The sequence below is a fragment of the Desulfosporosinus burensis genome (assembly GCF_054657535.1).
This window is the reverse complement of record NZ_BAAHYN010000004.1, coordinates 296,858-316,733: the sequence shown is the minus strand read 5'-3', so window position 1 is coordinate 316,733 and position 19,876 is coordinate 296,858. Positions and strand designations below refer to the sequence as shown.

Below are 19,876 nucleotides of genomic sequence, written 5' to 3'. Positions count from 1 at the left end.
AGGTTCAAGAACGTGGCTAAGACATCAATGGTTGTCCGCCAAAACAGGGGACAAAAATTCGCAGTACGTTCGCATAACCGTTGCAAGCTTTGTGGACGTCCCCATGCTTACATGCGGAAATTCGGAATTTGCCGGGTTTGCTTCCGGGAGTTGGCTCACAAAGGGGAACTTCCTGGGATCACGAAGGCCAGTTGGTAAAACATTGTAAGGAAGGGGGACGACTAAAGTGTCAATGTCAGATCCGATTGCAGATTTTTTAACACGCATCCGCAACGCGGGAATGGTTTACCATGATAAAGTTGAGGTACCAGCATCTCGCGTTAAGAAAGAGCTAGCTGAGTTGCTCAAAGCAGAAGGGTACATCAAAGACGTAGAAATCATTGCCGATGATAAACAAGGCGTGATTCGGATGTATTTGAAATATGGTCCAAACCGCGAACGTGTTATCACCGGACTTAAACGGATTAGCCGTCCGGGACTTCGCGTTTATGCGAAGAAGGATGAAATGCCGAAAGTTCTTGGAGGACTCGGAATTGCTATTATTTCGACGTCAAAGGGAATTATGACGGATAAGAAAGCTCGAAAAGAGGGCCTTGGCGGAGAAGTGATCTCCTACATTTGGTAATTATCGCAACGGAGGTGCAGTGAATGTCCAGAATTGGCAAGCGCCCCATTGGGATTCCCAGTGGAGTGGACTTCAAAATAGTGGAAAACGTCGTCACTGTTAAAGGACCGAAAGGAACTTTAACGAGAGAATTACATTCATTAATGAATATTGTGGTTGAGGACAACCAAATCGTTGTTACCAGACCGAATGATGAACCACTGAGCCGCTCCTTACATGGATTGACCCGCACGCTGATCGCTAATATGGTAGAAGGCGTTACAAACGGATTTACCAAGGGTCTTGATATGGTTGGGGTTGGATACCGTGCTTCAAAACAAGGGAACAAGCTGGTATTAACGGTCGGTAAATCACATCCGGTAGAACTAATTCCTTTTGAGGGAATTGACTTTGAAGTTCCAGCACCCAATAAGATTTTGGTTAAAGGAATGGATAAAGAGCTCGTCGGTGCTTTCGCAGCGGTTGTACGTTCTGAGCGAGAGCCTGAGCCCTACAAAGGCAAGGGAATTAAGTACGAAGGTGAAGTCGTCCGTCGTAAGGTCGGTAAGACCGGGGGCAAAAAAGGCGGTAAGAAGTAAATAAACTAGGCAAGGGCCAAATCTCTTGCCAATCGTGAAAGGAATGAGTTCCCTTTGATTAAGCGTATAGATCGAAAGGCTCTCCGCATTAAAAAGCACAAGAGCATCCGCAAGAATGTCATTGGAGTTGCTGAGCGACCACGCTTAGCAGTTTTTCGAAGCTTGAATCATATCTACGCTCAAGTAATCAATGATGAGCTCGGTGTGACACTTGTAGCTGCTTCTTCCCTCGATCCAGAGTTTAAAACTGCAGATCTATCTGGTGGAAATACTGCTGGCGCTCAAAAAGTTGGCGAATTGGTTGCGAAGAAAGCCCTTGAAAAAGGAATTACGCAAGTAGTGTTTGATCGTGGGGGTAACATCTATCACGGTCGAATCTCAGCATTGGCAGAATCAGCGCGAGAAGCAGGACTTAGCTTCTAAGCTTTGGTAAAGGAGGTAAAATCAAGTGGCGAAATTCGAAGCAAATAAGTCGGACATGAACGAAAAGGTTGTGCATATTGCCCGTGTTGCCAAAGTTGTAAAAGGCGGACGCCGTTTTAGCTTTAGTGCTCTCGTGGTTGTAGGAGACGGCCAAGGTCGTGTCGGCGCAGGATTAGGAAAAGCTGGGGAAGTGCCCGAGGCAATTCGCAAAGGCGTAGAAGATGCGAAGAAGAACATGGTAAGTATACCAATGCACGGAACCACGATTACTCATCCCATCATTGGAATCTTTGGCGCAGGACAAGTGTTGCTAAAGCCTGCTTCTAAAGGAACCGGAGTTATCGCAGGCGGCGCTGTTCGTGCAGTACTAGAAGTTGCTGGAGTCCATGATATCCTAACAAAGTCTTTGGGTTCAGCAAACGCTCATAATATGGTCAATGCGACAATGGCAGCTTTAAAATCTCTTAAGCGTCCAGAGGAGATTGCCAAACTTCGTGGTAAGACCGTAGCAGAAGTTCTAGGTTAAGGAGGGTCGGTCATGAAAGTTAAAGTGACACTGACAAAGAGTCCGATCGGATATTCTAAAGCACAACACAAAGTGTTACAAGCACTTGGTTTAGGGAAAGTCGGATCAAGCGCTGTTCATGAAGACAGTCCTGGAATTCTAGGAATGATTCATAAATGCATGCACTTGGTAACGGTAGAAACAGAAGTTCAATAGAAGGAGGTGTGGGCAAGCATGAAACTGCATGAACTTAAGCCTGCTGAAGGATCAACACATGCACCTAAGCGTTTAGGCCGTGGAGTTGGATCCGGACATGGGAAAACTTCCGGTAAAGGACACAAAGGTCAAAACTCGCGTGCGGGTGGCGGTGTCCGTCCTGGATTTGAAGGCGGGCAAAACCCACTGTTCCGCAGGATGCCTAAGCGCGGTTTTAATAATATCTCGAGAAAAGAAATTATTGCTGTGAATGTTCGAGATTTGAACCGTTTTGAGGATGGCGCTGAAGTTACGATTGAAAGTCTCTTCGAAAGCGGCCTCATCAAAGCGATCAAAGATGGCGTAAAAATTCTAGCAACAGGGGAATTGACCAAAGCACTGACCGTCAAAATTGACAAAGTCAGCCCAGCAGCGGCAGAGAAGATAGTTGCGGCGGGTGGAAAAGTAGAGGTGGAATAGGATGATTGTCGATTCCCTGAAGAATGCATGGAATGTTGCGGATCTCAGGAAAAAAATCGGTTACACCCTACTGATGTTCCTGATCTTTCGCATTGGAGCACATATTCCTACCCCCTTTATTGATCGTGACATTCTGAATCAAATGTTCGGATCGGGTGCCATGATGAATTTCATGAACACGATTTCAGGTGGTTCCTTCAAAAGTTTGTCTGTCTTTGCGCTGAGTATTACGCCCTATATTACAGCCTCGATTATTTTTCAGCTCTTGACGGTTGTTGTACCATCCCTTGAACGGCTCTCCAAAGAGGGTGACTTTGGGCGTAAAAAGATAACCCAATATACGCGTTATGCAACGGTTATCTTGGGATTTATTCAGGCCTTTGGACTGACTTTTGGGATACGTGGTGCATTGACTATTCCTAGCCCTGCTATGAAGTGGCCAATTTATCTACTAGTGGCACTAGTTCTGACTGCAGGAACCGCATTTCTAATGTGGCTTGGGGAGGCAATTACTGAAAAGGGTATCGGAAACGGTATTTCGCTGATTATCTTTGCAGGAATCGTTTCACAAATCCCTTCCGCCATTACTTCTTTGTTTAGTATGTTGAGAGTTGGGGAAATCAATGTCCTGTCGATTATCGGCTTGCTGCTCATCGTTACATTCATTATAGCCGGCGTTATCTACGTACATGAAGGGCAACGTCGAGTTACTGTTCAGTATGCTAAGAGAGTGGTCGGTCGTCGAGTGTATGGAGGACAGAGTAGCCATATCCCACTCAAAGTCAACCAAGCTGGAGTAATTCCGGTAATCTTCGCTATTTCCTTACTTGCATTTCCGCAAACGATTGCCTCATGGATGCCGACTTCAGGATTTTCAAGGTTTGTTAACGTTTGGTTTAGCATGAATGGTAGTCTGACTTCCATCCCTTATTTACTGCTTTATGGTGCGCTCATCATATTCTTCACGTACTTTTACACAGCGATTACGTTCAACCCGATTGACGTAGCAGAAAACTTGAAGAAGTACGGAGGATTCATCCCTGGCCTTCGACCTGGGCGACCTACGGCAGAATATTTATCAAAAATATTAAACCGTATAACACTAGCAGGTGGTTTATTTCTAGCTTTGATTGCAGTTTTACCGACACTAGTTATTGGACTCACTGGTCTTAAGAACATCTATTTTGGTGGAACTTCCCTTCTGATCGTAGTTGGGGTTGCGCTCGAGACGATGAAACAGATTGAATCCCAACTTATGTCGAGGCATTATCAAGGTTTTATGAAATAGAGGAGGCAGAGAGAGATGAAAATAATCTTAATGGGTGGCCCAGGAGCAGGTAAAGGAACTCAAGCTAATCCACTAGTTGAACGCTTCAATTTCCCTCATATTTCTACGGGTGACATGTTTAGAGCGGCTATTAAAGATGGTACTGCACTTGGTTTAAAAGCCAAATCGTTTATGGATGCTGGGGGACTAGTTCCTGATGAAGTAACGATTGGAATTGTCGAGGAAAGATTAGCTCAGCCGGATTGTGCAGAGGGATTTCTACTTGACGGTTTCCCTCGTACTCTTGCTCAAGGCAGTGCTCTAGCGGCCATTTTAGAGAAGCTCGGCATGAAACTTGATGGTGTGATCAATATAGAGGTTGACGAAGCGGTGTTAATCCCTCGCCTAACAGGACGACGCATCTGCCGCGCGTGTGGATCATCTTATCACATGGTCTTTAACAAACCCGAACAAGAAGGAGTTTGTGGTCAGTGTGGAGGAGAACTTTATCAGCGAACAGATGACAACGTAGAAACTGCGCAGAACCGTTTAAGCGTTTACAATTCGCAGACTGAACCTTTGATTAATTTCTATCAAGAACAAGGTTTGCTTAAGCGCATTAATGGCGACCAGCCAATTAACCAAGTTTTTGCGGATATCTTGAAAGCATTGGGCTAAACAGAATGATTGAGCTGAAAAATGCGAATCAACTAGAACTAATGCGTAATGCAGGGCGAATCGTTGCTGAAACACTTGAATTAGTGCGTGAGTACGCTAAGCCTGGGGTTACCACTCTTGAATTGGATCGCATAGCTGAGAATTTTATTCGTGCGCAGGGTGCCATACCAGCGTTCAAGGGATACAATGGTTTTCCGGCAACGCTGTGTACCTCTGTCAATGAACAAGTCGTTCATGGAATACCCAGTTTAAGGTATTTAGATTCTGGGGATATTATCAGTATAGATTGTGGAGCTCACAAAGATGGTTTTTTTGGTGATGCGGCTGTAACCTTAACTATTGGGGAAGTCGATGAAGATATCCAAAGACTTTTGAAGGTGACTCAAGAATCGCTGATGTTGGGAATTGCACAGGCGAGGATAGGTAATCGCCTCTATGACGTCTCACATGCGGTCCAAAAGCACGTGGAAGCGAATAAGTTTTCTGTAGTGCGAGACTATGTTGGGCACGGTATTGGTAGGGCCATGCATGAGGAGCCCCAGATCCCGAATTTTGGCAAGCCCGGCCGGGGGCCACGACTCGAGGTAGGTATGGCCTTGGCTATTGAGCCCATGGTGAACATGGGTACGCATGAAGTGCAGACGCTAAAGGATCGCTGGACCGTGGTTACCAAAGATAACCGGCCATCGGCCCATTTCGAACACACAGTTGCGATTACGGAAAATGGCCCAGAAATTCTAACTCGATGTTAGGTGCGAGGCATAGGATTGTCAGAGGAGGGATGATAGCATGTCAAAAGAAGACGTTATTGAAGTAGAAGGTAAGGTCTTGGAGCCGTTGCCCAATGCCATGTTCCAGGTTGAGTTAGCGAATGGACACAAGGTTTTGGCACATGTCTCTGGGAAGATACGTATGAATTTTATCAGGATTCTTCCAGGAGATCGGGTCACTGTGGAACTTTCTCCCTATGATCTATCTCGAGGACGAATCACATACAGGTTTAAGTAAGGACCAAAGGGAGGGATTACAGTGAAAGTAAAGCCTTCTGTTAAAAAGATCTGTGAAAAATGTAAAATTATTCGTCGCCATGGTATAGTCATGATCATTTGTGAAAATCCGAAACACAAGCAAAGACAAGGCTAAAAAGTTTCGGTTGCGCGGCTGATTGGGGTGAAGACTTCAATTGCACCGATTTTATATTGAGACAGAACTAAATAGTTGGAGGTGTAAATTTTAGATGGCACGTATCGCTGGAGTAGACTTACCGCGCGAGAAACGTTTAGAGGTTGCCCTGACCTATATTTTTGGGATCGGGCTCCCAACTTCACATAAGATTCTCGCCAAATCAGGCGTAAGTCCAGATGTCCGAGTGCGTGACCTCTCGGAAGACGAGGTCAGCAAACTCCGGGAAGTCATTGATAAAGAGTTCAAGATTGAAGGCGACTTGCGTCGCGAAGTTTCCCTCAATATCAAGCGTCTTATGGAAATTGGCTCTTATCGTGGCTTACGCCATCGTCGTGGACTGCCTGTACGGGGTCAACGCACGAAGACCAATGCTCGTACCCGTAAGGGGCCGGCTAAGACTGTTGGAGCAAAACGCAAAAAGTAAAAAGGGGGGATAACCGAGATGGCACGTAAAGTTGTCCGGACAAAACGCCGGGAACGCAAGAATATTGAAAGTGGAATAGCCCATATCAAATCTACTTTCAACAATACCATGGTGACCATTACGGATACCAGCGGGAATGCACTCTCCTGGTCCAGTGCGGGTTCCCTAGGTTTTAAAGGATCTCGCAAAAGCACACCATTTGCAGCTCAAATGGCTGCAGAAACCTGTGCTAAAGTTGCGATGGAACATGGCTTAAAAGATGTAGAATGCTACGTAAAAGGACCTGGAGCAGGACGAGAAGCTGCTATTCGAGCTCTTCAAGCGGCAGGTTTAGAAGTTAATCTCATTAAAGACGTGACACCGATTCCACACAATGGCTGTCGGCCACCGAAACGCAGAAGGGTATAGGAGGTGTGTAATCATGGCTAGATATACAGGACCAGTCTGTCGCTTATGCCGTCGAGAAGGAATGAAACTATTCCTCAAGGGCGAACGTTGCTATACCGGAAAGTGCGCGATTGACCGACGTGCTTACGCCCCTGGTCAACACGGTCAAGCCCGTGCTAAGAAGCCTACTGAATATGGTCTTCAGTTAAGAGAGAAGCAAAAAACTCGTCGCATCTACTGTGTAATGGAAAAACAATTCCGAAGCTACTTTGATGAGGCTGCTCGCACTAAAGGGGTAACGGGTGAAAACCTGCTGGCTCTGTTGGAACGTCGACTCGATAATGTCGTGTTCCATTTGGGTTTTGCATCATCTCGCCCAGAAGCTCGACAACTTGTCAATCATGGCCATTTTACCATTAACGGTAAAAAGGTTGATATTCCTTCTTATTCAGTACGTTCTGGAGAGGTTATTGCTGTTAAAGAGGGTAGTAAGAGTTCACCACGAATGAAACAACTTCTTGAAAATCTGGGTTCTCGTACAGTTCCCGGATGGTTGAGCTTGGATGCCAATACTGCTGCTGGAACTGTAGTCGGACTACCAACTCGTGAAGATATTCAACTACCAATCCAAGAACACCTCATCGTGGAGAAATACTCCCGTTAATGTTGACGTTCTACCCATATGGGTCGGATGGTTTGTATATCAAGTTCCCGAGAAAGAAGGTGCATTCCGATGTTAGAAATCGAGAAGCCCAGAATCGAGTGTATCGAGCGTTCAGAAGATAACTCCTATGCAAAATTTATTGTTGAACCTTTGGAGCGTGGATATGGAATTACCTTAGGTAATTCCCTGAGGAGAATTCTACTATCCTCTCTTGAGGGGTCAGCGGTAACATCAGTCAAAATCGAAGGGGTACTCCACGAGTTCTCGACGATTCCGGGTGTTTTAGAAGACGTAACGGACATTATTCTCAATCTTAAGTCCCTCGCGTTGAAAGGCTATACGGATGAGCCTAAAGTTATTCGTATAGAAGCTCAGGGCGAAGGGGTAGTAATGGCCGGAGATATCATAACCGACCCAGATATTGAGATATTGAACACTGACTTGAAGATTGCCACATTAGATCATGATGGTCGGCTATTTATGGAAATGACAGTTGAACGTGGTCGCGGCTACGTTCCAGCTGACAAGAACAAGAAGCCAGACCATGTCATAGGAGTTATCCCTATCGACTCCATCTTTGCCCCGATTTATAAGGTCAACTACACGGTAGAGGATACCCGGGTTGGTCAAATCACGGACTATGACAAGTTAACTCTTGAAGCATGGTCCAATGGCAGTATTTCACCAGAGGAGGCCACCAGTTCGGCAGCGAAAATTCTGAGTGAACATCTGCGCCTTTTCATGGGACTCACTGATAAACTCAATAGCGTTGAGGTTTTGGTGGAAAAGGAAGAAGAAGCCAAAGATAAAATCCTCGAGATGACGATTGAGGAACTTGATCTGTCCGTTCGTTCTTACAACTGCCTCAAACGAGCAGGCATTAACTCGGTTGAAGAGTTGACTCAAAAAACGGAAGAAGACATGATTAAAGTGCGTAACCTTGGTCGTAAGTCTTTGGAAGAAGTGGAATTTAAACTTAAAGATTTAGGTTTATCGTTTCGCCCTGCTGAGGACTAATTCGGTGCAAAAGGAGGGGAATGTAATTGGCTTACCGCAAGTTGGGAAAAAACACGGGTCATCGCGGGGCAATGTTGCGTAACATTGTCACTTCCCTGTTAAGACATGAGCGTATTCAAACGACTGAAGCACGTGCCAAAGAATTGAATGCCATAGCTGAAAAGATGATTTCACTTGGCAAACAAGGCGATCTGGCTGCACGGCGTTTAACGATGGCTTATCTGATGGATGAAGATGTTGTAACAAAATTGTTTGAGACCATTGCGCCGAAATATGCTGACCGTCAGGGAGGCTATACTCGTATCATGAGACTCGGCTTACGTCGGGGAGATGCTGCCACCATGGTAATCATCGAACTCGTATAATGCGCGTCGTTAAAGACCGGGTTGCTTACGTTGTGAAGCATGCCCGGTCTTTGCCGTACTATCTGAGGGGGTGATCTCGTGAAACAGAGGAATGTGCTCAAAGTGCAGAATATCCGTTATCGTGATATATTAAAGGTCGTAACTTTTGACTGGCATCAGGGAGAGATCATTGCTCTATTAGGTGCGAACGGGTCAGGTAAATCGACCTTAGCAAAGCTCTTAGCCGGGTTATTGGAACCTGAGGCTGGAGAAATCCAGCTTACAGTGGATGGTGCCGTCTGCGCTTGGAACACAGTACAGCGATGGCAGAAGATCGGGCTTGTTGGGCAACATCCCAGACGACAAATGATTGGCGCAACGGTCGCCGAAGAGTTAAGCTTTGGACTCTTGAACCTTGTGAAAGATCCAAGTTGGGTGCGGCACAAGGTGCGGGAGTTAGCTGGCGCAATAGGTCTGCAGGGAAAAGAAGATCAGTCTCCTGCTACCCTTTCAGGAGGGGAACGTCAAAGACTTGTTGCCACTGCGATCTTAGCAATGCAACCCTCTTTTTTAGTTTTAGACGAGGCCTTAAGTATGCTGGATGCCCGATCACAAGCCAACCTGCTCGATCTTTTAATGCAGGCCCGTCCAGAAACAGGCCAACTGTGGATTACCCATGATGCAGAATTAGCGAGTAAAGCTGATCGAGTGTTACTCTTGCAGGCGGGTAAACTTGTAGATTTAGGAAAACCAGGTGAAGCTTTTACGGACCCCCAGCTAAAATCGCTGTACGGTATGCAGAACTTGATGGACATGACATATTTCAATGACTTACAGGACTCGAACAGATCAATAAAAGACAGGAACAACACGAATAACTCTGATAACTCGGGTGACTCAGATAACCCATGTGACGCAGGTGACTCGAAGGGCTCTGACGCAGCGGTGAAGAAAATTAAACCAATTATTAAGTGGAATCAGACTAATTTTGAATCCCGCTTATCTATCAATAATGTGATTAAAGCTGGCGACTTTGTAGGCATAGTCGGACCATCAGGTTCAGGGAAAACGACGCTTCTCGAGAGTGTTATAGGCTTTATCCTGCCAACAGAAGGGCAGCTTACAGTTTGTGGAGAACGTATATCAAAGTTATCCCTAAATACTTTGCGTAGAAAAACCCGTTTTTTGCTTCAGGAGGCTGGAGAATACATCATTGGTCGAAGTGTCTACCACGAAGTTTATTATGGGGACACTTTGAAAAACTTGAAGCTGAAAACTCAAGATAGACTATCATATATAGAAGGTTTTGGTATCCCGGCACGTTTAGCCGAGGTTTCTCCTGAGCGTCTAAGTGGCGGAGAACGACAAAAAGTTGCCCTGGCTGCTGCTTTGAGAACTCATCCAGAGATTCTTTTACTAGACGAGCCCTTAATAGGACTCGATGTAATGAGTCGCGCCAGTATTCAAGCCATCATCTCCGCTTTGGAGAATATTACAATTCTGTATGTTACCCATGACTTGAGAGAAATTATACAGGATGTTGATCGGATTTGGCTGGTGGAAGAAGGAAAGATAGTACTAGATTGTTCAGCAGAGTGTTGGCAAGAGCATAAGGAGCAATTACAAGCAGCTGGCGTCCGCTGTTAAAGGAGGGAGACTTGAAATTAAAGTCTTTGAACTCTACTGGCCAAGCAACAGCACCTTACACCGTCTAGACCCAAGAGTAAAGGTAGGAGGATTAGCTGTCTTGTCGTTATTAATGACAATGACGCAATGGCAGGGGCTTGCCTTAACTTCCCTTGTCCTTTTGGGGTTGGTTATTTTAGGACGTACCCCCCTTAGACTCTATCGTTCGCTCATGGTGGTCTTATTTTGGATGGGGTTGTTCTATGGACTGTCCATAGGATGGGTTTGGCCAGAAGGCAACGCCTTTTGGCAGGGACATTGGTCTATGACTGGCTTGACACAAGCGGCGGAATTGCTTTGGCGAGTTTTGCTGATTTTTGGGTTAACCCGTCTATATTCAGCCGTTACAAGGCCCCTCGAACAAGGATTAGGAATAGCGTACTTTTTCAGTCCACTGATCAGAATCAGTCCCAAGGCCTCAGATTTCGCTCTTTTACTAACATTGACACTGAGATTTATTCCTCTCATCGTCGAAGAAGCCTTCATTTTATGGAAGGCGAGACTACTAAAAGGTGAGTGGCCTACTTCGTTGCTTAAACGCGTTAGTGAGGTAACGCAACTTATTGTGCCGCTTCTTCTCTTAAGTCTGAAAAGAGCAGAAGAACTTGCGGAAAATCTAATGGCAAGAGGGTATTGCACGGGAAAGTACCGACCTCTTATTCTTCAAGAGCGTTCTATTGATGATTATGCTGGAGTTCTAGTCATAGTGGTTTGGGGAGTATTATTGCTGATATTAGGTTAGACTGAATTCACTGACGCGGAGGCAGGAAATTAATGCGAAATATTCGTCTGAAAGTAGCCTATGACGGAACAAACTATCATGGCTTCCAGCGACAGGATGAAAGTCATGGCCCAACCATTCAGGGAACCCTGGAATCGACCTGGGCGAGACTAGTAGAAGAAGAGGTAACTCTTGCTACAGCAGGACGCACCGATGCTGGTGTTCATGCCTCCGGGCAAGTCGTGAATTTTATGACATCTGCTAGGATACCTGAAGAGAAAATTCCTAAGGCCTTTAACAGCTTGTTACCAAGAGATATTCGCGTCCTTCATGCAGATTGTGTACCCGATGATTTTAACTCGCGTTGGTCGGCTAGATGGAAACGTTATGATTATAATATCGACAATCGTCGAATCCCGGATATTTTTCAGCGACTCTATGCAGCTCATGAACCTATTCCCTTGAATGTTGATAAAATGCAACTAGCAGCCAGCTTCCTAGAAGGTCGTCATAATTTCAAAACCTTTGCAGCTGCTGGTGGTGTAAGTAAGACGTTTGAACGGACGATTTATCGGTGTCAGGTTAAAGAGGACCACCGTTTAATAAAGGTATCTTGTGTGGGGGATGGATTTCTTTATCACATGGTTCGAATCATGGTAGGAACGCTCATAGATGTAGGGAAAGGGCGGATCCGTCCTCAGGAAATTCCAGACATTATCGCCAGTCAAGAGCGGAAAAGGGCACGCGAGATTGCTCCAGCCCATGGTTTAACCCTTGCTCATGTGAACTACACGGAAGAAACTCCGTTTGATGTCTTTGTGGACCTTTTATAAATATAGCTTGACATAAGCGTGTAATTTTTATAAAATATAAACATGAGTTTTTATGCCTTGGTTATGATTGAGCCCCATGACTGAGCATTGGCCGCGAGCATGATTGAGCCCCATGCGAGTGAGAATAAAACAGAAAACAGAAAACTGCTAATTGGAGGGAAAGTAATGACTACGTTTTTTGCGAAAGCACAAGACCAGGAGCGCAAATGGTATATCATTGACGCTGAGGGAATCCCCTTGGGTCGTATTGCTACTGAAGCAGCACGTCTCCTGAGAGGTAAACATAAACCGACATTCACCCCTAATGTTGACACTGGGGATCATGTCATAATTATTAATGCTGAGAAATTAGTGTTAACAGGGAATAAACTCAACGATAAGATGTATCGTCGTCACTCCGGATATCCTGGTGGGTTAAAAGAAGTACCTTACAAAAAGTTAATGCAAATTATGCCTGAACGAGCTATGGAACATGCCGTGAAGGGAATGCTTCCTCATAACAAGTTGGGCGCCCAGATGTACACAAAGTTAAAAGTGTACAAGGGAGAATCACACCCCCATCAAGCTCAACAACCTGAAATCTGGACAATTCAGTAGATTCAAGGAAGGAGGAAGTTAAAACATGGCAACTCAATTACAATATGCTGCAACAGGACGACGCAAAAATGCCATCGCACGCGTTCGCCTTATTCCGGGTGAAGGAAAGTTCATCATTAACAAACGTGAATTAGCGGAGTATTTCGGTAAGAAAACACTGGAAATGATTGTACAACAACCCTTCAACATTACAGACACCTTGGCTAAGTATGATGTTATCGCTCTCGCACACGGAGGTGGAACCACCGGTCAAGCCGGCGCGATACGTTTAGGTATTGCTCGTGCTTTACTGAAGGCTGATAGTAGCCTTCGTCCAAGTCTCAAGAGAGCTGGTTTCCTGACACGTGACCCACGTATGAAGGAACGTCGTAAATACGGCTTGAAGAAAGCTCGTAAGGCTCCCCAATTTTCGAAGCGTTAAGATTCACTATATTACTACGGAAAATTGTTCATATTGTCTCAGCAAGGAAGGGATTTATCCCTTCCTTTTTTACGTGTTTAATACCGGTTTTGAGAAAAAGCTAGTATTGTGACAAGCCAAACGCATATTCTGAATATCTCTCCCATAAGGTAAGACGGAATAGACTAGGGGAGGGATAGGCATGAGACCGATTTGGGTTGTAAGTGTGAAACGACGTAAGGTATTTTTAGGAATTGTGCTCGCACTATTTTTGACGCTAGTCCTAGTAGGAGGTTTCAGGGGACAGGATAGAGAAATATGGAGCTGGACATTAGGGGATCGAGTTGTCTTAATTGATGCTGGTCATGGGGGCGTGGATCCAGGCGCGGTGGGTATAAGCAAGGTACTGGAAAAGGATGTTACATTAGCCGTGTCCAAACGCCTGCAAGCCCTAATTCAGCAAAGTGGAGCAAAAAGCATAATGGTTCGAGTGGAGGACCGCGACTTAGGAACCTCACAGCGACTGGCGGAACGTAAACGAGAGGATTTAGCGCAACGTATTCAGCTGGCAATGGATTCTCAAGCGGAAGTCTACCTTAGCATTCACGCTAATAGTTTTCCTGACGCAAAACTCACTGGAGCACAGACCTTTTATCATGCAGACTCACGGTCAGGAAAGCTACTAGCCCAAGCAATTCAACAAGAATTGAATATCATGACAAAAGGTAAACGAGTAATCAAAGGAAATCAGGATATCTATGTTTTAAAAAAGGCCAATCAAGCAGCAGTCACAGTTGAACTCGGTTTTCTTTCTAATCTTGAGGAAGAACAGTTATTGACGACTCCTGAATATCAACAACAGCTTGCTGTAGCAATCTATAAGGGTTTAACGGTATATTTTAGAAAACAATTTGAAGGGGCTAAAAGTCCATGATGCTTGAAGATATTTAAGGGATAACTTGAAAATGTTTAAGGGATAATCAGAGAAGACTAAGGAAAATGTGACTCAAGAAATGTAAGCGAAATAATTAGTAAGAATATCTTGCAGAAGATTGTTGTATTTTGCAGGAAATTCTATTTAATATCGCGAATAGTGTTTTGGTAGATAAACCTTCAATATTCAGAGACAGATAGATAATGAAGGTCTTATTGGATAAATGGAGGAGGCGCTTGACATTATTCCTTTGGGATTATTTCTTTTAGGGGTTGTATTTTTGCTAATAGGATGGCGTTGGCAGAGTCCGCGCAGTGAGGAAAATCTTACAGTATTTAAAGGGTTGGCATATCTGAGAAGCGAGATTTTAAGAGTTCAGGATCAGGTTCATGTTTTAGAAGACGAAGTTCTAAAAACAAAACTATTGTACAATAGTGGTGAAAATAAACCGGTATTAGTTGACCACAAGGACTTAGATATCAAGGCAAATAATGAAAAGGTTGCAGTCTCCAAGGAACTACAAGATCAGAAAACTGGCCTAAAAAAACTTGAGCATCAGGAAATCGGGCTGAAAGAGCCAGATCACCAAGAAATTAAGCTTAATGAAGTTGGACCTGGTAAAGTTGAACTTAAAAAGGTAGGCCTTAAAGGAGAAGAACCTATACAAAAGGCTAGAATCTATTCGATAAGTCCTCAGGAACAAAGAGAACGAAGTAATAATGCTGCTAAAAGCAGGCTCGACGAAAAAGCTGAATCAAGGCTACGGGCTTCCAACAACGCTCCTCAAGCGAATCATCATATCTCAGGGAAATTCAGAGAGGTAATAGAGCTTGCTGCTCAGGGGCAATGTATTCCTGAAATTTCTCAGCGCTTATTAATCAGCCAGGATGCGGTAAGGATGGTCTTGAGTATGCAGTCTAAGGGAGGAGTCCGATGAAAATAACACGCTCCTATTGGCTCGGTTTAGGTTCTGGGCTAATATTAAGTGCGATGTTGACTATGGTTCTCTCCCCGCTACAGGGACAAGGTGTAGCACCTAGGGATTCTTCGCCTGTAAACGACGTGAAGCAACCACCTAACCCCTCTGAACCTGATCCCATAAAATCTTCAATGACAACACAACCCACTCAGGTTGACCAATTCAGTGAGCAAAGTACCACCACTCCTATTGATCGGCAGTTTGTCATTCCTAAGGGGGCAAGTGCTGAAAAGATCGCGGATCAGTTAGTGGCTCAGGGTTTTATAAAGGATAAGGAAACCTTCTTAGTAGACGCTCGTCAAAAGAGGGTTGAAAGAAGATTCACTGCAGGGACGTTTAATTTGTCAATGGGTCTTACCACTGAAGAATTGCTACAGCGCCTAGTTAAATAATAAAAGGACAAGGTATTTTGCGAGACCGCCAAAACACCTTGTCCTTTTATTTACCCGCTTTTTGTGAATTTAAAGGGTTAATTATGCATAATTTAGCAATATGATTGCCAAGAAAAGGGATTGTGGGTTAAAATGGAATTGCGAAGATTATTACTTCCTGTGAAACATTTGATGGCAGCTGAACGTACTAAAGAGTGAGAGGATAATTTGGGTTTTAAAACTCAAGATTGGAGCTTGAATGGAATGGAAGATGCCGAGATAATTCGGCAAGTACTCGCAGGTCATCACGAACAATATGCTGGCCTTGTCCAACGTTATCAGGAACCGTTAGTACATTTTTTGCGGCGAATGCTAAGATCAGACGAGGATGTATTTGATTACGCACAGGAGGCCTTTATAGCTGCTTATCGAAATCTATACCGCTACTCTGAAGAACATCCTTTCCGGGGCTGGTTATATGCCATAGCGCGCAATAAAGCCCTTGACCTTTTACGTAAACGAGGTAGAGAGGTTGCGGTGACCTTAGATGAAAATCTCCTAGATCAGCAACCAAGACCAGAGGATATTTTGTTAGCGAAAGAGATTTATTGCAAGTTGGAAATCAAATTGTCCAAAATATGTTACTTTTACGAGAGCTGAAGATAGGTATAAGTCTTCTCTGGGAAGTGCTGTCTTGGCCGCTGCTAGGAATTTTATCCGTTATTGTAGTCTTTAAACGTTCAAACTCGGTGTATCATGAAAGGCCCTTAGTTTAATCTCGAGTGCATTTACTCGGTGGCTTATCTAGGGCGTTAAGGCCTGGAGAGGTTACTAGACTTGGGATGGAGAGGAACTCCCCGAAGTAAGTTTCCTAGATATATAATGAGAAATTGAGAAGAGAGATGGGATGCTCCATGGATGCGATTAAAGCTTTTTTCAGAGATCAGGCACAGCATCTACGCAACGAAGTATGGGAAGTAGCCCGTCAAATTGGGGAGCATCCCGAGCTCGGCTATAAGGAATACTTTGCCTGCGAAGTGTTAAGTTGCTTTCTTCAGAAGCACGGGTTTAAAGTGAGCCGAGGGATCGCGGGAGTGGAGACGTCGTTTATTGCTCGTTTTTCAGGTACCCGTCCTGGGCCCAGGATTGCTTACTTAGCAGAATATGATGCTTTACCTGATGTTGGTCACGGTTGTGGGCACAATTTAATTGGAGCCAGCAGTGCAGGGGCGGCGGTCATTTTAAGTAAGAGTTTAGAACTGTCTGGGGAAGTTTTAGTAATTGGTGCTCCAGCGGAAGAAACTAGCGGCGCAAAAGTAACCTTGGTTGAGAAGGGAATCTTTGCTGACATTGATGTGGCCATGATGGTTCATCCAGGCAGTCAATACGTCCCTATTATTACTAGCCTTGCTCTAGATGCCTTAGAGTTTACGTTTCTTGGACGTGCTGCCCATGCAGTAGCCGCTTCTCATTTTGGGATTAACGCCTTGGATGCTTTAATCAATTTCTTTGTAGGTATCAACGCGCTTAAAAAACAGATGCCTCAGGACATGAAAGTTAATGGGATCATTACTGAGGGGGGAACAGCTCCCAATATTGTTCCTGAACGTGCTGTGGCAAGGTTTTACCTACGGGCTCGAAAGCGTAAAGATTTAGATGAATTGCGAGAACAAGTGATTCGTTGCGCTGAAGGGGCTGCTTCGATGGTCTCAGCTAATATGACTTGGCAAAAATTTGAGTTTTCCTATGATGAAATGCATACGAATTTAACCTTAGCAGAATGCTTTACCAGAAACCTCCTCGAAATGGGGGTTTCTCAAGTAACACCTCCGCAAACTGCTATGGGGTCCGTAGACATGGGAAATGTCAGTCGTGTCGTACCGTCAATCCATCCTTATCTAACCTTAGGGACAGGATCGGAAATCCCGCATACGCGTGATTTTGCTCAAGCTTCGCTTTCTTCGGATGGGGAAAGCTTAGTTTTGTTAGCAATGCAAATACTGGCCTTAACCGGCTGGGATGTTCTAACGGACGTAAAACTTTTACGGCAAATTAAGCGAGAATTTCGCTTGATTAAGTGATTTTTCGATCGATACTGGGTACATTATTAAAATGGCTACATAAATAATATTAGAAAAGAGGGGAAGAACCCCCTCTTTTCTTTAAGGTAGTATTGAATTTTTATGCATATATATGTATAATTATTTAAAATTACAATGAGCAAAATTACTGCTAGGTATGATCCAGTAAGGGGGGCAAGATATGAAAGTTGGAGTGTTAGGTGCCACAGGGTATGCAGGGCAAGAGTTAGTGCGGTTATTGCGTAGACATGAAGAGGTGGATGATTTATATCTCGCCTCGTCTAGCGTAGCCGGTGAAGCATATGAGGCAGTTTATCCCCATTGGCGTAATCAAAACGTAGGGATCTTGCAGGATGAAAATGTTCCGGATCTGGATGTGCTGTTCTGTGCTCTTCCTCATGGTTTGACGGCGGAAAGAACGAGTGCCTTTTTGGCTCGTAAGATAAAAGTGATTGATCTGGGAGCAGATTTCCGTTTGAACTCAGCAGAGGTCTATGAGGAATGGTACAAGATTAAGCATCCAGCGACTGAGCTTCTTAAAGAGGCAGTTTACGGTTTACCGGAACTCTATCGTGAGCAAATCAAGGGACACTCCTTAATAGCCAATCCGGGTTGTTATCCAACCGCTACCTTGCTTGCTTTAGTCCCCTTATTACATCAGAAGTTGTTGCAGACGAGGAATTTGATCATTGATGCAAAATCAGGTGTTTCAGGGGCCGGAAGAGGAGTCTCGTTAGGGGTTCACTATTCTGAGGTCAATGAAAATTTTAAGGCATACGGAGTGGCAAGTCATCGTCATACTCCAGAAATCGAACAAGAACTTTCACGCGCTGCTGGGCAACCGCTGCTTGTCAATTTTACGCCTCATTTAGTCCCCATGACGCGTGGAATGCTAGTTACTATCTATGCTACGGTTCAGGAGGGGGTCCAAGAGGCAGATTTGCGCAAGTGTTGGATAGAGCAGTATGAACAAGAGCCCTTCATTCATATCTTGCCAGAGGGAACATGGCCCCAGACGAAGTTCTCCAGTGGGAGTAACCATGCCTTTTTACAATTGACTGTTGACCAAAGAACTGGCAATGCGATTATCGTGGCAACGATCGATAATCTAATGAAGGGTGCAGCAGGTCAGGCTGTACAAAACATGAATCTAGCAATGGGATGGCCTGAAGGCCAAGGCCTTCAAGGAACCGCCTTATGGCCCTAATGTATTTCTATTAGTAAAGGAGAGTGTGAATTAGTGGATAACACAGAAAAGGCTTGGAAGTTGATTGACGGCGGCATAGCTGCCCCAAAAGGATTTTATGCTGCTGGTGTCCAAGCAGGAATTAAAAGTAAGGATAAGTATGATGTAGCGCTTATTTTTTCTGATGTTCAAGCGCAAGCGGCGGGTGTATATACTCGAAACCTGGTCAAGGCTCACCCTCTATATTTAACTCAACGCCATTTGAAGAATGGTCTAGCCCGAGCAATTGTCGTTAATAGTGGGAATGCCAATGCCTGTGTTGGAGAATTTGGCGATAAGGCGGCCTTTGCCATGGCTGAAGTTGCAGGTATGTATTTGGCTGTACCGACTGAGGACGTACTGGTAGCCTCGACGGGTGTAATCGGGGTTGAAATGCCGCTCGATCGAGTCTTAAATGGTATTCGGTCGGCGAGTTCGCTTCTTCTTAATGATGTGGTCAAAGGGATCCGCGGGCAGAAGGAAACGGCGGATGAAGGGGCACACCGGGCAGCTCTTGCGATCATGACGACGGATACGCTGGTGAAGGAATATGCATACGAGCTTCCCTGTGCACAGGGGGGGGTGATTCATCTGGGAGCGATCGCCAAAGGGTCGGGGATGATTCACCCTAATATGGGTACTATGTTAGGCTTCTTAACGACGGATGCGCTCCTGCCGTCAGAAGAATTGCAGGATATCCTGCGTGAAGCTGTAGAAGAAAGTTTTAATATGGTGACGGTCGATGGGGACATGAGTACAAATGATATGGTTCTCTTGATGGCAAACGGGGCTTCTGGAGTGGCTCCGACCGGAGAAGACCGTTCTAATTTCGAAAAGATGATCAAAATGATGTGTATTGAGCTCGCCCAAGATATTGCTCGAGATGGAGAAGGGGCCAGCAAGTTTATGGAAGTGACAGTATCGGGGGCCAAAACAAAAGACGATGCCCGAAAGATCGCACGGAGTATTTGTGGTTCGAGTTTAGTCAAGACCGCAATGTTCGGAGAAGATGCCAATTGGGGACGGATTTTAGCGGCTGCTGGCTATGCTGGTGCAGAGTTTGATCCTGAAAAGGTCGATGTCTGGTTGGGAAATCTCATCGTCGCTGAAGCGGGCAAAGGAGTCGAGTTTTCAGAAGAGCAGGCCAAGGTAATTCTAAGTGCAAAAGATGTCCAGATTAGCTTGTACCTTCACAACGGGGAAGAACAAGCAACAGCCTGGGGATGCGATCTTACGCACGAGTACGTCACTATTAATGGAAGTTATCGTACTTAAGA

Annotated in this window: 29 protein-coding genes; all 29 read left to right on the top strand. The window is 44.9% G+C overall.

What is annotated here, in order from left to right:
- Positions 1-12 precede the first annotated feature (12 nt).
- Positions 13-198 (top strand): type Z 30S ribosomal protein S14, encoded by a 186-nt coding sequence (locus ACYQ3Q_RS08920; RefSeq protein ID WP_034145760.1) that lies wholly within the window; start codon positions 13-15, stop codon positions 196-198.
- Positions 199-226: 28 nt separating this feature from the next.
- A complete protein-coding gene (gene rpsH / locus ACYQ3Q_RS08915; RefSeq protein ID WP_034145759.1) occupies positions 227-625 on the top strand; it encodes a 30S ribosomal protein S8 in 399 nt (132 codons plus the stop codon).
- Positions 626-648: 23 nt separating this feature from the next.
- On the top strand, positions 649-1,203 hold the full coding sequence (rplF, locus tag ACYQ3Q_RS08910) for a 50S ribosomal protein L6 (protein ID WP_034145758.1): 555 nt from the start codon (positions 649-651) through the stop codon (positions 1,201-1,203).
- Positions 1,204-1,257: 54 nt separating this feature from the next.
- Positions 1,258-1,626, top strand: coding sequence for a 50S ribosomal protein L18 (gene rplR / locus ACYQ3Q_RS08905; RefSeq protein WP_034145757.1), 369 nt, complete (start codon positions 1,258-1,260; stop codon positions 1,624-1,626).
- Between the two features lie 55 nt (positions 1,627-1,681).
- Positions 1,682-2,152: a 30S ribosomal protein S5 gene (gene rpsE / locus ACYQ3Q_RS08900; protein WP_459928322.1), complete on the top strand. Its 471-nt coding sequence runs from the start codon at positions 1,682-1,684 to the stop codon at positions 2,150-2,152.
- A gap of 12 nt (positions 2,153-2,164) precedes the next feature.
- A complete protein-coding gene (rpmD, locus tag ACYQ3Q_RS08895; protein WP_034145755.1) occupies positions 2,165-2,347 on the top strand; it encodes a 50S ribosomal protein L30 in 183 nt (60 codons plus the stop codon).
- An 18-nt stretch (positions 2,348-2,365) separates the two neighbouring features.
- The gene (gene rplO / locus ACYQ3Q_RS08890; protein ID WP_459928224.1) at positions 2,366-2,806 is read left to right on the top strand and encodes a 50S ribosomal protein L15; all 441 of its coding nucleotides are present in this window, start codon (positions 2,366-2,368) and stop codon (positions 2,804-2,806) included.
- A gap of 1 nt (position 2,807) precedes the next feature.
- Positions 2,808-4,094 (top strand): preprotein translocase subunit SecY, encoded by a 1,287-nt coding sequence (gene secY / locus ACYQ3Q_RS08885; protein ID WP_459928223.1) that lies wholly within the window; start codon positions 2,808-2,810, stop codon positions 4,092-4,094.
- A gap of 15 nt (positions 4,095-4,109) precedes the next feature.
- Positions 4,110-4,751 (top strand): adenylate kinase, encoded by a 642-nt coding sequence (locus ACYQ3Q_RS08880; protein WP_459928222.1) that lies wholly within the window; start codon positions 4,110-4,112, stop codon positions 4,749-4,751.
- Between the two features lie 5 nt (positions 4,752-4,756).
- Positions 4,757-5,503 carry a type I methionyl aminopeptidase gene (gene map / locus ACYQ3Q_RS08875; RefSeq protein WP_459928221.1) on the top strand — a complete coding sequence of 249 codons (747 nt, stop codon included), beginning with the start codon at positions 4,757-4,759 and terminating at the stop codon, positions 5,501-5,503.
- A gap of 37 nt (positions 5,504-5,540) precedes the next feature.
- Complete coding sequence (infA, locus tag ACYQ3Q_RS08870) at positions 5,541-5,759, top strand: translation initiation factor IF-1 (RefSeq protein WP_007778476.1); 219 nt, start codon at positions 5,541-5,543, stop codon at positions 5,757-5,759.
- Positions 5,760-5,780: 21 nt separating this feature from the next.
- The gene (rpmJ, locus tag ACYQ3Q_RS08865) at positions 5,781-5,894 is read left to right on the top strand and encodes a 50S ribosomal protein L36 (protein WP_034145750.1); all 114 of its coding nucleotides are present in this window, start codon (positions 5,781-5,783) and stop codon (positions 5,892-5,894) included.
- Positions 5,895-5,988: 94 nt separating this feature from the next.
- Positions 5,989-6,360 (top strand): 30S ribosomal protein S13, encoded by a 372-nt coding sequence (gene rpsM, locus ACYQ3Q_RS08860; RefSeq protein WP_075364391.1) that lies wholly within the window; start codon positions 5,989-5,991, stop codon positions 6,358-6,360.
- Positions 6,361-6,378: 18 nt separating this feature from the next.
- Positions 6,379-6,768: a 30S ribosomal protein S11 gene (rpsK, locus tag ACYQ3Q_RS08855; RefSeq protein WP_007778485.1), complete on the top strand. Its 390-nt coding sequence runs from the start codon at positions 6,379-6,381 to the stop codon at positions 6,766-6,768.
- A gap of 13 nt (positions 6,769-6,781) precedes the next feature.
- Complete coding sequence (gene rpsD, locus ACYQ3Q_RS08850; RefSeq protein ID WP_459928220.1) at positions 6,782-7,411, top strand: 30S ribosomal protein S4; 630 nt, start codon at positions 6,782-6,784, stop codon at positions 7,409-7,411.
- 69 nt (positions 7,412-7,480) lie between these two features.
- A complete protein-coding gene (locus ACYQ3Q_RS08845; RefSeq protein WP_034145747.1) occupies positions 7,481-8,428 on the top strand; it encodes a DNA-directed RNA polymerase subunit alpha in 948 nt (315 codons plus the stop codon).
- Between the two features lie 26 nt (positions 8,429-8,454).
- Positions 8,455-8,793, top strand: a complete 339-nt coding sequence (gene rplQ, locus ACYQ3Q_RS08840; protein ID WP_034145746.1) for a 50S ribosomal protein L17 — start codon at positions 8,455-8,457, stop codon at positions 8,791-8,793.
- 78 nt (positions 8,794-8,871) lie between these two features.
- On the top strand, positions 8,872-10,419 hold the full coding sequence (locus ACYQ3Q_RS08835; protein ID WP_459928219.1) for an ABC transporter ATP-binding protein: 1,548 nt from the start codon (positions 8,872-8,874) through the stop codon (positions 10,417-10,419).
- A complete protein-coding gene (locus ACYQ3Q_RS08830) occupies positions 10,403-11,200 on the top strand; it encodes an energy-coupling factor transporter transmembrane component T family protein (RefSeq protein ID WP_459928321.1) in 798 nt (265 codons plus the stop codon). The genes ACYQ3Q_RS08835 and ACYQ3Q_RS08830 overlap by 17 nt, the downstream gene beginning before the upstream one ends.
- 32 nt (positions 11,201-11,232) lie before the next feature.
- A complete protein-coding gene (truA, locus tag ACYQ3Q_RS08825; protein ID WP_459928218.1) occupies positions 11,233-12,012 on the top strand; it encodes a tRNA pseudouridine(38-40) synthase TruA in 780 nt (259 codons plus the stop codon).
- Positions 12,013-12,177: 165 nt separating this feature from the next.
- Positions 12,178-12,609, top strand: coding sequence for a 50S ribosomal protein L13 (rplM, locus tag ACYQ3Q_RS08820; RefSeq protein WP_034145743.1), 432 nt, complete (start codon positions 12,178-12,180; stop codon positions 12,607-12,609).
- Positions 12,610-12,634: 25 nt separating this feature from the next.
- Complete coding sequence (gene rpsI, locus ACYQ3Q_RS08815; RefSeq protein WP_034145742.1) at positions 12,635-13,030, top strand: 30S ribosomal protein S9; 396 nt, start codon at positions 12,635-12,637, stop codon at positions 13,028-13,030.
- A 181-nt stretch (positions 13,031-13,211) separates the two neighbouring features.
- Positions 13,212-13,943, top strand: a complete 732-nt coding sequence (locus tag ACYQ3Q_RS08810) for an N-acetylmuramoyl-L-alanine amidase (RefSeq protein WP_459928217.1) — start codon at positions 13,212-13,214, stop codon at positions 13,941-13,943.
- A gap of 223 nt (positions 13,944-14,166) precedes the next feature.
- Positions 14,167-14,880, top strand: coding sequence for a hypothetical protein (locus ACYQ3Q_RS08805; RefSeq protein WP_459928216.1), 714 nt, complete (start codon positions 14,167-14,169; stop codon positions 14,878-14,880).
- Positions 14,877-15,314, top strand: a complete 438-nt coding sequence (locus ACYQ3Q_RS08800) for an endolytic transglycosylase MltG (RefSeq protein WP_459928215.1) — start codon at positions 14,877-14,879, stop codon at positions 15,312-15,314. The genes ACYQ3Q_RS08805 and ACYQ3Q_RS08800 overlap by 4 nt, the downstream gene beginning before the upstream one ends.
- 207 nt (positions 15,315-15,521) lie before the next feature.
- Positions 15,522-15,953, top strand: a complete 432-nt coding sequence (locus ACYQ3Q_RS08795) for an RNA polymerase sigma factor (RefSeq protein WP_459928214.1) — start codon at positions 15,522-15,524, stop codon at positions 15,951-15,953.
- Positions 15,954-16,207: 254 nt separating this feature from the next.
- Entirely contained in the window at positions 16,208-17,374 is a 1,167-nt protein-coding gene (locus tag ACYQ3Q_RS08790; protein ID WP_459928213.1) for a M20 family metallopeptidase, read from the top strand.
- Between the two features lie 181 nt (positions 17,375-17,555).
- Positions 17,556-18,581 (top strand): N-acetyl-gamma-glutamyl-phosphate reductase, encoded by a 1,026-nt coding sequence (gene argC, locus ACYQ3Q_RS08785; RefSeq protein ID WP_459928212.1) that lies wholly within the window; start codon positions 17,556-17,558, stop codon positions 18,579-18,581.
- A 33-nt stretch (positions 18,582-18,614) separates the two neighbouring features.
- The gene (gene argJ, locus ACYQ3Q_RS08780) at positions 18,615-19,874 is read left to right on the top strand and encodes a bifunctional glutamate N-acetyltransferase/amino-acid acetyltransferase ArgJ (protein ID WP_459928211.1); all 1,260 of its coding nucleotides are present in this window, start codon (positions 18,615-18,617) and stop codon (positions 19,872-19,874) included.
- The last annotated feature ends 2 nt before the right edge of the window (positions 19,875-19,876 follow it).

Coding starts and splice junctions, on each gene's coding strand:
- rplF (WP_034145758.1), top strand. CDS start 649: ATGTCCAGAATTGGCAAGCGCCCCATTGGGATTCCCAGTGGAGTGGAC.
- rpsE (WP_459928322.1), top strand. CDS start 1,682: ATGAACGAAAAGGTTGTGCATATTGCCCGTGTTGCCAAAGTTGTAAAA.
- rpmD (WP_034145755.1), top strand. CDS start 2,165: ATGAAAGTTAAAGTGACACTGACAAAGAGTCCGATCGGATATTCTAAA.
- rplO (WP_459928224.1), top strand. CDS start 2,366: ATGAAACTGCATGAACTTAAGCCTGCTGAAGGATCAACACATGCACCT.
- secY (WP_459928223.1), top strand. CDS start 2,808: ATGATTGTCGATTCCCTGAAGAATGCATGGAATGTTGCGGATCTCAGG.
- ACYQ3Q_RS08880 (WP_459928222.1), top strand. CDS start 4,110: ATGAAAATAATCTTAATGGGTGGCCCAGGAGCAGGTAAAGGAACTCAA.
- map (WP_459928221.1), top strand. CDS start 4,757: ATGATTGAGCTGAAAAATGCGAATCAACTAGAACTAATGCGTAATGCA.
- infA (WP_007778476.1), top strand. CDS start 5,541: ATGTCAAAAGAAGACGTTATTGAAGTAGAAGGTAAGGTCTTGGAGCCG.
- rpsM (WP_075364391.1), top strand. CDS start 5,989: ATGGCACGTATCGCTGGAGTAGACTTACCGCGCGAGAAACGTTTAGAG.
- rpsK (WP_007778485.1), top strand. CDS start 6,379: ATGGCACGTAAAGTTGTCCGGACAAAACGCCGGGAACGCAAGAATATT.
- rpsD (WP_459928220.1), top strand. CDS start 6,782: ATGGCTAGATATACAGGACCAGTCTGTCGCTTATGCCGTCGAGAAGGA.
- ACYQ3Q_RS08845 (WP_034145747.1), top strand. CDS start 7,481: ATGTTAGAAATCGAGAAGCCCAGAATCGAGTGTATCGAGCGTTCAGAA.
- truA (WP_459928218.1), top strand. CDS start 11,233: ATGCGAAATATTCGTCTGAAAGTAGCCTATGACGGAACAAACTATCAT.
- rplM (WP_034145743.1), top strand. CDS start 12,178: ATGACTACGTTTTTTGCGAAAGCACAAGACCAGGAGCGCAAATGGTAT.
- rpsI (WP_034145742.1), top strand. CDS start 12,635: ATGGCAACTCAATTACAATATGCTGCAACAGGACGACGCAAAAATGCC.
- ACYQ3Q_RS08810 (WP_459928217.1), top strand. CDS start 13,212: ATGAGACCGATTTGGGTTGTAAGTGTGAAACGACGTAAGGTATTTTTA.
- ACYQ3Q_RS08805 (WP_459928216.1), top strand. CDS start 14,167: ATGGAGGAGGCGCTTGACATTATTCCTTTGGGATTATTTCTTTTAGGG.
- ACYQ3Q_RS08800 (WP_459928215.1), top strand. CDS start 14,877: ATGAAAATAACACGCTCCTATTGGCTCGGTTTAGGTTCTGGGCTAATA.
- ACYQ3Q_RS08790 (WP_459928213.1), top strand. CDS start 16,208: ATGGATGCGATTAAAGCTTTTTTCAGAGATCAGGCACAGCATCTACGC.
- argC (WP_459928212.1), top strand. CDS start 17,556: ATGAAAGTTGGAGTGTTAGGTGCCACAGGGTATGCAGGGCAAGAGTTA.